The sequence below is a fragment of the Dehalococcoidia bacterium genome (assembly GCA_035310145.1).
In the GTDB taxonomy this organism is placed as follows: Bacteria; Chloroflexota; Dehalococcoidia; order CAUJGQ01; family CAUJGQ01; genus CALFMN01.
Window position 1 is genome coordinate 24,872 of record DATGEL010000104.1, and the last position, 13,216, is coordinate 38,087.

At 69.1% G+C, this 13,216-nt stretch carries 14 protein-coding genes; 1 reads left to right on the forward strand and 13 read right to left on the reverse strand.

The features are described from left to right. Positions 1 to 60 precede the first annotated feature (60 nt). Positions 61 to 1,239, reverse strand: a complete 1,179-nt coding sequence (locus VKV26_19535; GenBank protein ID HLZ72104.1) for an LLM class flavin-dependent oxidoreductase — start codon at positions 1,237 to 1,239, stop codon at positions 61 to 63. 247 nt (positions 1,240 to 1,486) lie between these two features. Then, a complete protein-coding gene (locus VKV26_19540; protein ID HLZ72105.1) occupies positions 1,487 to 2,371 on the reverse strand; it encodes an alpha/beta fold hydrolase in 885 nt (294 codons plus the stop codon). Positions 2,372 to 2,531: 160 nt separating this feature from the next. Here VKV26_19540 and VKV26_19545 point away from each other — a divergent pair, with 160 nt between their 5' ends. Continuing rightward, the gene (locus tag VKV26_19545) at positions 2,532 to 2,909 is read left to right on the forward strand and encodes a VOC family protein (GenBank protein ID HLZ72106.1); all 378 of its coding nucleotides are present in this window, start codon (positions 2,532 to 2,534) and stop codon (positions 2,907 to 2,909) included. Positions 2,910 to 3,167: 258 nt separating this feature from the next. Here VKV26_19545 and VKV26_19550 read toward each other — a convergent pair whose 3' ends face one another. From VKV26_19550 to VKV26_19600, 11 genes are all read right to left on the reverse strand, one after another. After that, positions 3,168 to 3,410, reverse strand: a complete 243-nt coding sequence (locus VKV26_19550; GenBank protein HLZ72107.1) for a hypothetical protein — start codon at positions 3,408 to 3,410, stop codon at positions 3,168 to 3,170. Positions 3,411 to 3,412: 2 nt separating this feature from the next. Next, positions 3,413 to 4,744: a glycosyltransferase family 2 protein gene (locus VKV26_19555; GenBank protein HLZ72108.1), complete on the reverse strand. Its 1,332-nt coding sequence runs from the start codon at positions 4,742 to 4,744 to the stop codon at positions 3,413 to 3,415. A gap of 61 nt (positions 4,745 to 4,805) precedes the next feature. Beyond that, positions 4,806 to 5,804, reverse strand: a complete 999-nt coding sequence (locus VKV26_19560; protein HLZ72109.1) for an NAD-dependent epimerase/dehydratase family protein — start codon at positions 5,802 to 5,804, stop codon at positions 4,806 to 4,808. Continuing rightward, the gene (locus VKV26_19565; protein ID HLZ72110.1) at positions 5,801 to 7,123 is read right to left on the reverse strand and encodes a nucleotide sugar dehydrogenase; all 1,323 of its coding nucleotides are present in this window, start codon (positions 7,121 to 7,123) and stop codon (positions 5,801 to 5,803) included. The genes VKV26_19560 and VKV26_19565 overlap by 4 nt, the downstream gene beginning before the upstream one ends. A 528-nt stretch (positions 7,124 to 7,651) precedes the next feature. After that, on the reverse strand, positions 7,652 to 7,840 hold the full coding sequence (locus VKV26_19570; protein ID HLZ72111.1) for a hypothetical protein: 189 nt from the start codon (positions 7,838 to 7,840) through the stop codon (positions 7,652 to 7,654). A 6-nt stretch (positions 7,841 to 7,846) separates the two neighbouring features. Further along, a complete protein-coding gene (merB, locus tag VKV26_19575; protein ID HLZ72112.1) occupies positions 7,847 to 8,314 on the reverse strand; it encodes an organomercurial lyase in 468 nt (155 codons plus the stop codon). A gap of 315 nt (positions 8,315 to 8,629) precedes the next feature. Beyond that, entirely contained in the window at positions 8,630 to 8,752 is a 123-nt protein-coding gene (locus tag VKV26_19580; protein HLZ72113.1) for a hypothetical protein, read from the reverse strand. Between the two features lie 65 nt (positions 8,753 to 8,817). Next, positions 8,818 to 9,051 (reverse strand): hypothetical protein, encoded by a 234-nt coding sequence (locus VKV26_19585; protein HLZ72114.1) that lies wholly within the window; start codon positions 9,049 to 9,051, stop codon positions 8,818 to 8,820. 29 nt (positions 9,052 to 9,080) lie between these two features. After that, a complete protein-coding gene (locus VKV26_19590; GenBank protein HLZ72115.1) occupies positions 9,081 to 9,203 on the reverse strand; it encodes a hypothetical protein in 123 nt (40 codons plus the stop codon). 252 nt (positions 9,204 to 9,455) lie between these two features. Next, positions 9,456 to 9,692 carry a hypothetical protein gene (locus tag VKV26_19595; GenBank protein ID HLZ72116.1) on the reverse strand — a complete coding sequence of 79 codons (237 nt, stop codon included), beginning with the start codon at positions 9,690 to 9,692 and terminating at the stop codon, positions 9,456 to 9,458. A gap of 144 nt (positions 9,693 to 9,836) precedes the next feature. Continuing rightward, positions 9,837 to 12,977 (reverse strand): BTAD domain-containing putative transcriptional regulator, encoded by a 3,141-nt coding sequence (locus VKV26_19600; GenBank protein HLZ72117.1) that lies wholly within the window; start codon positions 12,975 to 12,977, stop codon positions 9,837 to 9,839. Between the last annotated feature and the right edge of the window lie 239 nt (positions 12,978 to 13,216).

Consider the following 13,216-nt stretch of genomic DNA (forward strand, 5'->3'; position numbering starts at 1 on the left):
GCCGAACGGCGCTCACCCCTTCACGCATGTACCTGCGATACCTCGGGCGGGCGGCTGCCTTCATGAGAAGCGCGGCAACACCTTCGTTGCATAGAGCTCCATCGAGCGCAGCAGCTTTGCGTGCGGCACCAGGCCGTTGTACATCCAGGCGAAGACCCAGTTCACCGGCGTGTCCGCCTGCAGCCGTTCGAGCTGCCGGCTGACGGTATCCGGGCTGCCGACCAGCAGCATGCCGTTTTGCAGCATCTCCTCGCGCGAGGGCGCGACCCCATCCGGGCCGCGCAGCACGTCGCCGAAGTGGAACGGCGCGAACCAGGCCGAGCCGCAGAAGGCCGCGCCGTACGACCACAGCTCCTGCGCCTCTTCGTCCGAGTCGCAGACGATCACGTCGCGCAGCACGCCGAGGCCGTCGCCCTGCTGCAAGGCGCGGCCGTGGGCGGCGGCCTCTTCGCGGTAGACCTCGTAGAGATGGTTCTGCAGCTCCAGCCGCATGGCCGGCAGGATCGCGGTGACGCCTTCGCGGGCGCACCAGCGGATCGTGTTCTCGCTGGAAGCGAACGGCTGGAAGATCGGCGGGTGTGGCTGCTGCAGCGGATTGGGCACGACGCCGATCGCCCGCACGATGTTCTCCTCGTCCAGCCCGGCGCCCCACTGGCGCGTCGCGTCCAGGTCCCAGGGCGTGTCCGGCGGCGGGATCTGCCAGTTCTTGCCTTCGAACTGCAGCATGTCCTGCGTCCAGGCCTGCTTGATGATGCGGAAGTGTTCCTCGAACGCCTGGCGGTTCGCCTGGTCGATCGCGTCGTGCTGGCCGGGCGTGGCGCCATGGATGCCGTGCATCTGCTGCGCCATCACGTCCACCCAGCGGCGCTGATAGCCGCGGGCGAAGCCGGCGTTGGCGCGGCCACCGCTCATGTGGTCGAGCATGGCGATGTCTTCCGCCACGCGCAGCGGATTCTGCGCCGGCAGCACGATGCCGAGCTGTCCCACACGGATGCGCTTGGTGTGCATGGCGATGAAGAGGTCCAGCATCACCGGGTTGTTCGAGATCTCGAATCCCTCGATGTGAAAGTGGTGCTCGGTGAAGGAGATCGAGTCGTAGCCCAGCTCGTCGCCGAGCTGCGCCTGCTCCTTCAGCTCAGCCAGCATGCGCTGGTAGAGATCGGGCCGCAGTCCGGCCATGCCCTGCTCGATCTCCTGGCGCGAGCCGATCGACGGCAAGTAGAAGAGACTGGTTTGCACGCGTGCCTCCCGGCGCCCTTGCGGCAGCGTCTTGCAGCATCCAGTGTGCCCGCAGGCAGCCCCTCACGGAAGGGCGCGCCCGCCGGTCGCGACGACCGCACGGCATCGGCGGCAGCGTGCCGGCAGAACTCGACCGTTCCGCCGCGATACAACGTGGCAGCGACGATTCGGGCGGGAATCCGCGCTCGTTCAACGCTCGTCTGCGTGGCCACCGGAGCAGTGGGCGGAGCTCGCCGCCGCGAGAGGCTCACCCTCGCTCGGCGGCAACGCCGGCGGGCAGCAGCGAGGTGCTGACCTCAGCGCGCGGCAGCCAACGCCCCTGCTCGACGGCGGTGAGGAACGCCAGCAGCGCGTCGTTGAAGAGGCCGGGCTCCTCCAGGTTGATCGCATGGCCCGATTTCGGCAGGATCCACAGCCCCGCGTTGGGGATGCGGCGTTTCATCAGCAGCGCCGGCTCGAGGCAGGTTTCGTCTTCGTCGCCCACCATGATGCAGACGGACGGCTGGATGCGCGCCAGCTCGTCTTCGACCTCGAACACGGTGCGGCGCTTCAGCTGCACGCCGCGCATTGTCAGCGCCGAGCCCCGCGCCGAGTGCCCGCGGAACAGGTCGTAGAAGCGCTGCCAGCCGCGCGGGTCCTTGCGCAAATACTGGACGCGCGCCGGTCCGCGTGTGTAGAACTCGGCGACGGCCGCCGTCCCCTGCTCTTCAAAGGTGCGGATCGTGGTGAGCGCGTCGCGCTGCCACTGCTCGCGATTGCCGGAGCCGCCGCCCGCGCCGGCGACAACCACGCCGAGGCAGCGATCGGGGTGCGCGATCGCGAACTTGAGCGCCACGGCGCCGCCCATGGAGAGTCCGCAGATATGCGCACGCTGGATCTCGAGCGCGTCCAGCAGCCCGCGCAGGTCGTCCACCAGTTGCTCTTCGGAGTACGCCGCGGGATCGTCCGGAACCGTCGACGGCGGATAGCCGCGGTGGTTGTAGGCGATGCAGCGGTAGCGGCGCGCGAAGAAGTCGAGCTGTGGCTCCCAGCTTTCGACGCTGCCGGCGAACTCGTGGCTGAAGACCAGCGGTGTGCCCGCGCCCGCCTCCTCGTAGTATAGATCGATGCCGTTCACGCGCGCTGCCGGCATGACACCCTCCCGCGCGGCGGCGCCGCGCTGCGCCGAGTATAGCGCCTCGTTATGACGCGCCGGCGCTTGAGGGAGAGGGAGATGTGTCCGCATCATGGAGGGAACCGCCACGCCAGCGGAGGCAAAGCGTGCCGCGGATCAGTCCGCAGGGAGAGGCGCGATGGCCGGAACGTATCTCGATGTTGTCTCGGTGCCCGTCGGCGACCAGGACCGCGCCAGGGCGTTTTACACGGAGGTGCTCGGCTTCCAGCCGCGGGCCGACATGACCATGGCCGACGGCCTGCGCTGGGTGCAGCTCGCGCCGGCGGGCGGCGGCGCCTCGATCACGCTCGTGACCTGGTTTGAGACCATGCCGCCCGGCTCGCTCAAGGGGATCGTGCTGGCGGCGGAGGACATCCGCAAGACGTACGAGGAATGCGCGGGGCGCGGCCTGCGCTGGAACGGGCCGATCGAGGAGGCGTCCTGGGGGACCTTCGCCACCTTCGACGACCCCGACGGCAACGGCTGGGTGGTGGTCCAGGCGCAGCCGGCCGCTTGAGCGCGGCGCAACGGCTGGAGCGCCGGCATGCGGCCACGCTCTGCCGTTCCGGAGCAGCAGGCAAGTCCGGCCGGCGGCAGTTCGCCTGCCGCCGGCCGGACTTGCCTGCCGTGTTACGTCGCAGATCCACGCCCGTTTCATGGGCGTTTGCCGGCAACAACAGAGCCGTCGCGCCGCGCATGCAGCGGCACGCTCACCAGACGCGCATCATCACCAGCCGCTTGGCCGGGCGCTGCACCGCCCGCCGTCGCCGTCCGGCTAGCCCAGACCGTCGTCTTCGAGCTCGCGGCGATGGCCCAGCAGGAACATCGCCGCGCCGGCCAGGGCCGAAATCGCGCCGGCGACCAGCATAAAGGTGATGCTGGTGTTGGGAGCGCCGTGCCCGGTGCCGGTGTTCGGCAGTTGCACCGCGGCCGGCGCGCCGGCCGCGGCCGCGACCGTCGTGGCCGCGGACGCGCCCGCCACCGCAGTGGCCGCGCCTTCGGTTACGGGGGTCGTCATGGCTAAACCTCCTGCCTTCTCTCGGGGCTCGTCCAAATGGAAGCGTCCGTATTGCCGGCAGCCGTCTTGAGCTGCTGATATTGGCTCCGGACCGTGCTGCCCACCGCCCGGAAGGTCACGATGATGTCCACGTACAGCAAGAACAGGAACAGTGGACTGTAGTAAAGGACGCGCGGCCTGCGCGTGACAAAGCTGACGACAAGCGCCGTCAACAGCACACTGCCGTACTGCCAGGCGAACAGATGCAGCACCGCCGACCGGCTCTGCACGTCGAAGAACCAGACGTGCAGTTGCACGGGGTGAATGAGCAGCACCGGCAGCGCGAGGACGGTCAGCATGTAAACCGCGATATCAAGCGTCAGCAAGACGGTGGAGATATCGAGGACGCTCACGCCCGTGGGCAGCCCGTTGCGCATGTGGAACCAGCGCAGCCCCACCTGGTATCTGCGAACCGACTCCCACCAGGCGCGATCCCAGCGGTACATCTGCCGTTGATAGGAATCGATCGTGAACGGATCCTGGGTGGCAACCACGGCTGAAGGCACGTACTTGATCTTGCCCAACCGCTGACGGTGCACCTGCATGGTCAGGCTGAAGTCCTCGGTAGACATGCGGTGATCGAACGTGAGCTGTTTGAGCACCCGCGTCTTCCACGTCGTGCTGCAGCCCGACGCGATCGTAACCGAGTTGGTGTAGCTCTGGAGCCGCTTGTAGATGAGCTGCCACAAGGTGTAGACGTAGGTGCGATACACGGAGATCAGGTTGTTCGCATGCCAGCGCGAGCGCACCTGGCCGACGGCGCAGGCGATGTCCGTATAGCGCAGCACCTGCAGCGTGTTCTGCAGGAACGCCGGATCGACGGTGGTGTCGGCGTCAATGACCGAGACGTACACGTACTCGCGGGGAAACACGTGGTTCGAGAGCACGTGCTCCAGCCCACGCGACTTGCCGAACTGCCGTTCGCCCACCAGCACGTTGGCCTCGGGCAGATACCGACGAGCGATTTCCGCCGTGCGATCCGAGCAGTTGTCGCAGAAGACGAACACGTCCTCCCGTTGCCAGACCTGCACCACGGAACGCAGCGTCGCGGCGATCACGGCCTCCTCGTTATGCGCCGGGATGACGGCCGCGCAAACGCCCGGGGGTATCACCAGGGCGGGTTGCCGGCCGAACCAGCGGCGCAGACCGCGGGCGCGCCCGACATGCCCCGACAGTTCGACGGCTCCCGCCAGCCGCGACGGCGCCAGGTCGGCGCGCCGGCGCCGCTCGGCCAGCCAGCCGAAGCCGCCCGCCGCGATGCATGCCAGAATCACGAAGCCAACCGTGTACAGCATGAAGCGTCCTGCACCAAATCAGTGAACACGGGATGCGCCGGCGCAACCGCGCGCCGCCTGATCACGCCACGCGAACCGCCGTCTCCCTGCCGGTCGCATGCTCCTCGCCGAGCCCCATCCGCCGCCGAAAGTCGGCGATCGATGCCCGCAGTCCGTCCTCCAGTTCGACGCCGCGGCTCCAGCCCAGCTCGGTGTGCGCCCGCGTTGTGTCGGGCAGGCGCGAATCGTGATCGTGGCTCGGCCGGTCGATCGAGATAATTGAGCTGAGCGAGCCGGTGAGCCGCAGAACCAGCCCGGCCAGATCGCGCACCGTCACCGGCTGTTGCGATCCCAGGTTGTAGGCCCGCGCCGGCGCGCCCTTCGCCATCGCCAGGCGGATGCCGTTCACCATGTCGCCGGCGTAGGTGTAGCAACGCGTCTGGCCGCCGGCGCCGTGCATGGTCAGCGCCTGCCCGCTGAGCGCGGCCTTGAGGAACGCCGGAATCACGCGCGTATCGTCGAGGCACATGCCCGGGCCGTAGGTGTTGAAGACGCGCACGATCTTCGCCGCAACGCCATAGCGCTCGTGATAGATGGCGAACAGCGCCTCGGCCGCGCGCTTGCCCTCCTCGTAGCCCTTGCGGGCGCCCAGCGGGTCGACGTTGCCGCTGTACGTTTCGCTCTGCGGAACTACCAGCGGATTGCCGTACACCTCGGCGGTAGAGGTGAGCAGAGCGGGGGCGCCGTGCGCCCGGGCGATCTCCAGCGCCGCTTTGCTGCCCTCATAGCAGGTGGTCATCATCTCGTAGGCAAGCGGGCCCGTGTTGGGCACGCCCGTCGGGCAGGCGAGATGATAGACCGCCTCGATCTGGCCAAGCTTGCCGGCAAAGGCGCCAAACTCCGGCCTGGTGATGTCCAGCTCGGCGAACGCGAATCCCGGCCGGCCAGCCAGCGAGACCATATCCCGCCGGTCGCTGGTGATGAAGTTGTCCACGCCGGCCACGGCGAAGCCATCGTCCAGCAGGTTGTGCACGAGGTTGCGGCCGAGGAAGCCGCCGGCGCCGGTGACGAGGACCGTCATGACCGATCCTCCGCCAGGCGCAGCCCCCTGGAGCGGCGCACGAACTCGCTCAGCCGGTGCGAGCGAGCCTCGGCAGCCTGGGCGGCGTGCGGCATGGTGCGGCCATGGGCGTTCCACAGCCTCCAACCCGCGGCCTCAAGCGCGGCGTAGTCGACGCCGCGGTGCTCGGTGAGCAGCACCGCCAGGTCGTAGCGCTCGGGGCTGGCGCTGGCGAGGTCGGTCGAGGCGCGGTCGGCAAACCGCGCCACGTGCGGGTCGTGATAGTCCACGATGGCGCCGGCGGCTTCGAGCAGTTGTAGGATCGGCATCGCGGGCGATCGCCGCGCGTCGCCGATGTTCGGCTTGTAGCTCACGCCCAGCAGCAGGATGTGGGCGCCCGCCAGCGGGCGGCCAATGGCACGGGCGATGCGCTCGACGATCACGCCCGCGCGCTGCTCGTGGTTGCGCAGACCCGCCGCCAGCATGCCCGCCTCGCTGCCGCTGTCCAGCATCGCCTGGTAGAGGAAGTACGGGTCCTCGGCGATGCAGTGCCCGCCGATGCCAGGCCCCGCGTAGAAGGGCATGAAGCCGAACGGCTTGGTCGCGGCCAGGCTCACCACCTCGTGGGCGCTGATCCCTGCCCGCTCGCAGTAGGCGTCGAACTCCTGGGCGAAGGTAATGTTGATGAAGCGGAAGGTGTTTTCGAGGATCTTGGTCGCCTCCGCCGCCTCCATGGAGGTGGCAGGCACCGCGTGCTCGACGAAGCTGGCGTAGAAGAGCTGCGCCAGCTCGGCCGCGGTGACGTCCATGCCGCTGGTAATCTTCGGTGTGTTTTCGAGGTGGAAGCGGGTGTTGCCCGGGTCGATCCGCTCGGGCGAGTAGCCGAGCAGCACCGTCTCGCCCAGGGCGTGCCGTTCGGCGATGATTGGCGCTACGACGTTACGTGTGGTGCCGGGGGCGTAGGTGCTCTCCAGCAGGACCAGGCGCGGCCGGGTTTCGTCCAACACGTGGTTGACGAGCGAGCGTACCGCAGAGATCACCATCGCCAGGTCGGGCTCGTAGGCGGCGCCGGTGAAGCGCGTAGGCGTCGGCACGGCCACGACCAGCACATCACAGGGGCGCAGCGCCAGCACCGTCATCACCGCGCGATAGCGGCCAGACTTATTCTCCTGCTCGCAACGCACCACGGTGTCGCCGTTGAGGTCGAAGCCGTAGGTCTTGTAACCGCTTTGTGCGATGCGCTGCGCCAGCGGAAAACCGACGTAACCCTGGCCGACTACGCCGACCACGGCCTTGCGGCTGCGGATTCGGCTCTCTAGGGTGCGCAGATCCGCAGCCATGTGCTGTTCGTTTGCCGTGGCAGCTTTTGTGGTGAGGGCGGGGGCTTGGCCAGAAAACATCACCTACATATCTCCTAAATGCTATATATCGACCAGAATCGCCATTCAACGAAGCGTACAGCGCCAATGCCGGGTTGTAGCCAGCCCGAGACGGCGAAACCGGCGCGGTTTCGGTCTTCTGCAAGAGATTGAACGCCCGCGAGTCCGGAATGTTATCGCATTTCGGCGTACCAGCTCAAAATATACTCCCGGACTAACCTCATCGCCCCATCTCCGTAGCTCGCACCGATCGCGGCGGGAGCGCCACCCTGACCGGGTCCCGGCGCCCGGGTGTGGCACGGCCGATCTGCGGCTTAACTGTTCAGTAACGTATTGAATTCATCATCGAGCCGTTTCGGAACTATGTCAATCCATCAGGGTTGCGGCCAAATTACAGTTTTCTGTCGGGTGGTCGGCGGGTCTGGTAACGAAACGGTAAAGCCGATGGCGGCACCGCAGGTTGCGCTCTGGTTTCGGCCTGGCTGGAGGTCAGGGGGTCGGGCGCCGACCGGCTCGCTCGCTGAGCAGCCAGGTAATGTAGTCCGCGCGGCCGCGATTGCGAAACAGGGGCGCGCTGAAGCGCTCGGCCCAGTGATCAAGCGGCTGCAGTAACTCGGCGAATGCGGGATCGAACTCCGCCCAGCGTCGCGCGTGCTCTTCCGACCGGAAGAGGTTCATGCCCGCTCAACGCCACGCCCGCGTCTCGGCCGCGCCTCCGACCTGGCTGCGCGAGTAGCCGACGATCGTCTCCGGGTCGGCCACGGCGATCAACTCGTCGCGCATCAGGACGCGCAGCGGCTCGCCGCAGTCGAGGCACGGCGCGTCGATCTGCACGCGTTTGCCGGGAAAGAGCCAGCGCACGGCCAGCGCCTCGAAGCCGCACTGCGCAAACCAGCGCTGCTCACCCTCGACGGTAACCCGGTACTGCGTCGGCAGGTTGTGAAACGGCGGAAAGGAGACGATGTAGTCGGTGCCGGGATGAAGCCAGGCGGGAATGCCGGTCTCGATCAGGTCGCGCAGGGTTTGCCGCCCCGCTTCCACGTCGAGGCCAAGCTCGGCGGCCAGCTCCGCGTAATGGGGCGCCTGGCCCGTGGCCACCATGCGGGCGGTGATCGCCGCGAACGCCCGGTCCAACAGCGCCACCTCGGTCACCGGCACACCTCTGCACGCGCGATCGGCGGCGCCGGGCTTGCCGGCGCTCGCTCGGCGCCCATCGTACCGTCAGACCGCTTCGCTGTCGATCGAGCGTGCTCGCCGCCGGCGGGTCGCGGCCGCGGCCCGGACATCCGCCCGCGACCCTCCCGGACTCCGGCGCGAACCGGCGACGCAAGCAGTCAAGGGCGATCGTCCGCTGCGTCCGGCCCGCGCCACGGCTACGATGGGCGGCGCCGAAAGCACCGTCGCGCCGGCCGACACCGACATGGTCGCGCACCGCGCAGCGGCGCAAGCGCCGGTGATGCGCGGTGTTTAGTGGCCCCAGGACTCGATGCCGTCGGCCAGGGCCTTGGCATGCGGGCTGGCCAGGAACAGCGCCAGCGGCCCGGCGGCCAGGGCAAGCAGCAGGTGCAGGTGCGTGCGCAGATACGACATCAGAACCTTCCCGAGTGCGAATTTGAATGGTCGAGGTCCGCCGTGGCGAAGGCACGGACGGGGGATCAGGCGATCGCCGCCAACTCGGGCGACATCGCCGGCGCACCGCGGCGCCACGCCTCCACGGCCAGCGCCAGGTCGGTGAGCGAGTTGGCGCCCGAACCGGTGAGCACGCCCAGTTCAGCGCCACTCAGGTCGTACTGCTGCACCGCAAGGCGCGGCGCCTCCAGCAACACGCCGAGAAAGGCGCCGTCCAGCGCGGCGCGGCAGAGAATCGTTTGCAAGGTTTGCATGGCCATGACCGGCCCTCCTTCGCGTGATCGGCCGCTTAATGCCCCCAGGACTCGATGCCGTCGGCCAGGGCCTTGGCATGCGGGCTGGCCAGGAACAGCGCCAGCGGCCCGGCGGCCAGGGCAAGCAGCAGGTGCAGGTGCGTGCGCAGATAAGTCATCTCGGCGAGATCCTTTCCTCGGCCGCCGCCACGAGCGGCAGCCCTTTCTCCGGGTTCCATGTGCGGACGTGCAGACACGATCGAACGGGCTTCAGGCGATGGTGGCGGGAACAGGCGTGCGGAGCGAGCGCTCGTGGCGGTGACCGCGGCGGGCGGCGGTGGCCGGCGGCCGCTGAGGCGCGGCGAGACATCGGGACTCCTCGCTGCTGCTCGGCGGCGTTGCATCCACGCAACACGCTCTCGCGAGCGCCCCTACTCGACAGGATTCGAAGCTTCCTTGCTTCTTACAAACGCGGACAGGCGCTGCTCGCGCAGCTCGGCGGCCAGCACGTTGAGGTTCGAATAACTGTGGCCGGAAGCGCAGAGCCAGTGCGGGGAGATCCACCAGGAGTCGAGCCGCAACGCCGCGCTGCAGACCGGACAGGTCAGCGGCTCGCCAAACGTCGGGCTGTCGCGGAGGAGGGTGCGTGGTTGTACGCGTTCGAGCACAGCGGTTCCTCATCGGGCGGCCGGCACAGTGCCGGCCGTGCTGAGGAAAGGCTAACGTCCGCCGCTGACAAAAAAGTGACAGACGGGGCGATTCCTGACCGTGATCTGTGACCGCCGTTCCACGGTCGTGAATCTGCGGCAGGGTCAGGCGCGCAATTGCGTTGCCAGCGCCTGCAGCTCGGCGCCGGGCAGGATGCCGAGCTCGTCGCGCAGCACCGCCGCGCAGCGCTCGTAGCAACGCCGTGCGGCGGCGCGGTCGCCAAGGCGCAGGCTGGCGCGGATGACGCGGGCATACGCGGCTTCGCGCAGGGGATCGCGTGCCAGCAGGCGCTCGGCTGCCGCGATGCATTCGCTCGGTTCGCCGGCGGCGGCGTGCGCATCCGACAGCCGGTCGAGCGCCAGCAGATAGCGCTGTTCCAGACGCGTGCGCGGCTCCGCGCACCACTCCGCTTCAAGCTGCTCCAGAAACTTGCCCGTATAGCGGGCGACGGCGCCGTCGAGCAGCGCGACGGCCTGGTCGCCGCTCGCGCTCGCGGCCTCGTGCAGCAGCCGCTCAAACTCGCGCACGTCGTAGGAGACGATCAGCTCTTCGTTCACCCGGTAAATGCCCGACGAGAGCACGATTGCGTCGTGGTGAATCGCCTTGCGCAGCCGGTAGGCAGCCGTATGCAGGTTCGTCCGCGCGCGGTCGATCGGCGCATCGGGCCAGAGCGCGTCGAGGATTTGCTCCTGGCGCCGCGGCCCGCCGTGCAGCAGGTAGAAGTACAGCTCCCGCGCCTTGTACGAGACGAAGTCCACCGGGCGCTCGCCGTCGATCAGCAGCGTGCCCGGGCCGAGGGCGCGCACTGCCAGCGCGGGCAAACGCACCGCCGGCGCGCTGCTGCCCGGCGGCAGCTTCTGACCCGTGCGGGCCAGCACCGCCTCGATCCGCGCCGGCTCAATGCCGCTCGCGGCCGCCGCCAGCAGCGGCGCAGCATCCCAGCGCGCGTGCAGATCGAGGACCGCGTCGCCGCCCAGCTCGCCCGCCCCGCGCAGCGCCGCACGCAGGTGACGATTGGCTGCCCGCTCCGCGCCCGCCGCATACTGCGCCTGCATCAGCCACAGATGGGCGCGGGTATGCTCGCGCGGGGCGCCCATCGCGGCGAAGGCGTCGGCCGCGGCAAGCAACGTCGTCAGGGCCTGTGGCCGCCCCATCCGGCTCTCGATCGCGCCCAGCGTCAGCGAGCAGAGCGCCTCAAGATAGCGCGACTCCTGCCGTCGGGCGAGGCCGAGGGCGTGGTGAGCGTGCTCCTCCGCCCGCGTTAAGTCGCCGGCGAAGGCGGCGGTAAGCGCTAGCGAGTCGTAGATCGCGGTCACGGCCCACAGTGAGCCCAGGTCCTGCATCGTCGCCAGGCCGCGCTCGAAGGCCGCGCGGGCGCCGGCCAGGTCGCCCGTCTGCAGCAGGATCTCGCCCAGCGAGTGCTGGGTCAGCCCCTCGATCGAATCGTTGCCGCCATCGCGTGCCAGCCGCAGCCCTTCGGTCAACGTGTCGCGGGCGCGGGCATAGTCGCCGCGGTAGCCGTAGGCGCAGCCGAGCGCGTTGAGCATCTCCGCCTGCATGGCCAGATCGCCGAGGCGCCGCCAGCGGGCCAGGCAAGACTCGTAGGCGGCGATGGCGCGCGCCAGTTGTCCGGCTTTGGTCAGCGCAACGCCCAGACCAAACTCGGCGCGCGCCGCCTCGTGCTCGTCACCCGCGCGATCGAAGTACTCGAGCGCGGCGCTCAGTTCAACCGCGGCCGCGGCGAAATCGCCCTGCACACCGAGGCATTTACCGTGGTCACGACGCACGGCGGCGACCAACGCCGCATCCTCGGGCGCCAGCTCGCGGGCGCGGCTCAGCGCCTGGAGCGCCTCGCGCGTGCGCCCCTGCTGCCGCCGCACGCTGCCCAGCGCCGCCAAGCCCCTGGCTTCGAGCGGGGCGTCGCCGCCGACAGCCGCGGCGATCGCCGCCAGCGCGAACCGCTCGGCCTGGGCGAGATCCCCGATCAACAGCGCCGCCCGGGCGCCGGCAAGGTTCACGCCGGGTTGAGCGGCGGCGGCCTCGGCCGGGAGCGCCGCGACCACCTCCGCCAGCGCCCGCCAGCGTCCGCTCTGTTCCAGGCGCGGGAAGATGCGCGCCACCAGCGCGGCCGCCTCCAGCGGCTCGCCCGCGCTCAGGAAGTGCTGCAACGCCGCCGGCCACTCCTCGCGCGCCGCCAGCAGCCGCGCCGCCACGCCGTGCAACCGCGCGAACTCGGCCGGCCGCGTGCGCCGCAGGCGCGTTTGCAGGAAGACGCGAAAGAGTCGATGGTAGCGAAAGTCCGAGGGGCTGCTCGCCAGCCGCTGCACAAACAGGCCGGCGAACTCGACGCGATCGAGCATCGCCACCCAGTTGCCGGCGCCGAGCAACGCTCCGCAGAGGCCGGCATCCACGCATTCGGGAATCGCCGTGGCGAGCAGGAAGCGCTGCACCTCCGCCGGCTGGCGGTCGAACGCCTCGGCCGCCAGGTAGTCGTAGAGCGGGCCATCGCCGCCGCGGGCCGCGATCAGGCCGCCCACCAGCCCTTCCCACAGCCGCGGCACGGAGAGCAGAAAGCCCGCCACCCAGCCCTCGGCGCCCTCGGCCAGCTCGCGCGCCTGCTCGGGCGCGATTTGGACGCCGCGGCGGCGCAACAGCGTCAGCAGTTCCGCGGCGGTGAAACGTAGATCCGCCTCGCCCAGCCCGAAAAGCTGCTGTTCCACGATCAACCGGGAGACGGTCAGCGACGGCAAGGCGCGGCTGGCGAGGATCAAGCGCAGGTTCTCGGGCAAGAGGCGCAGCAGCTCGTCCATGAACTGCGCGATCGGCGGACTCTCGTTCACCTCGTGGTAATCGTCGAGCACCAGCACCGCGAAGCCGTCCATGTGTTCGGCCACGTCCAGGGCGAACAGACGAGCCAGGGGCAGGGCGCGTTGCTCCACGTCGCTTGAGCCACGCAGAGTGGCGAGCAGCCGCTCACCGAACGTGGGGCAGTGGAGACGCAGCGCCTCGGCCAGGGTCTCGATGCAGACGGCGAGGTCACGGTCGCCGGCATCCAGCGCGGCCCAGGCGACGGGATGCGCGGCGCCGCGGGCGAAATCGGCCAGCAGCGTCGTCTTGCCGAAACCGGCCGGCGCCACGACGAGTTGCAGCTTGCGGCCGGCGTGGCGCTGAAGCGCGTTCAGCAGCCGCGAGCGTGGGAGCGTATCCGCGGCAGGGCGAGGAGGCTGGGTTCTAGCGGCGAGCACGGCCGGCGCTTTCAGCACTCGATCTGACCGAGTTGTTGCGGAGAAGCAAGAAGATTATACACGCCCATGCCATCCCGCCCGGAGAGGCAGCAAAGGGGCCGTGGTTCACCAGCCGCGCGGCGCCGCTGTGATACGCTGCAGCCTGCAGGCGTCGGGGCGCCCGCGTGCAGCGCGGAACCATAGGACATGGTTTCAAAATCGGCGGTCAAGCGACACTGCGCACCTGCAAGCGGTAACCC

Excerpts from the sequence above, each read along its gene's own strand:
- VKV26_19540 (HLZ72105.1), bottom strand. The coding sequence starts at position 2,371 with ATGCCGGCAGCGCGCGTGAACGGCATCGATCTATACTACGAGGAGGCG.
- VKV26_19545 (HLZ72106.1), top strand. The coding sequence starts at position 2,532 with ATGGCCGGAACGTATCTCGATGTTGTCTCGGTGCCCGTCGGCGACCAG.
- VKV26_19550 (HLZ72107.1), bottom strand. The coding sequence starts at position 3,410 with ATGACGACCCCCGTAACCGAAGGCGCGGCCACTGCGGTGGCGGGCGCG.
- VKV26_19555 (HLZ72108.1), bottom strand. The coding sequence starts at position 4,744 with ATGCTGTACACGGTTGGCTTCGTGATTCTGGCATGCATCGCGGCGGGC.
- VKV26_19560 (HLZ72109.1), bottom strand. The coding sequence starts at position 5,804 with ATGACGGTCCTCGTCACCGGCGCCGGCGGCTTCCTCGGCCGCAACCTC.
- VKV26_19565 (HLZ72110.1), bottom strand. The coding sequence starts at position 7,123 with ATGGCTGCGGATCTGCGCACCCTAGAGAGCCGAATCCGCAGCCGCAAG.
- VKV26_19570 (HLZ72111.1), bottom strand. The coding sequence starts at position 7,840 with ATGAACCTCTTCCGGTCGGAAGAGCACGCGCGACGCTGGGCGGAGTTC.
- VKV26_19580 (HLZ72113.1), bottom strand. The coding sequence starts at position 8,752 with ATGTCGTATCTGCGCACGCACCTGCACCTGCTGCTTGCCCTGGCCGCC.
- VKV26_19585 (HLZ72114.1), bottom strand. The coding sequence starts at position 9,051 with ATGGCCATGCAAACCTTGCAAACGATTCTCTGCCGCGCCGCGCTGGAC.
- VKV26_19590 (HLZ72115.1), bottom strand. The coding sequence starts at position 9,203 with ATGACTTATCTGCGCACGCACCTGCACCTGCTGCTTGCCCTGGCCGCC.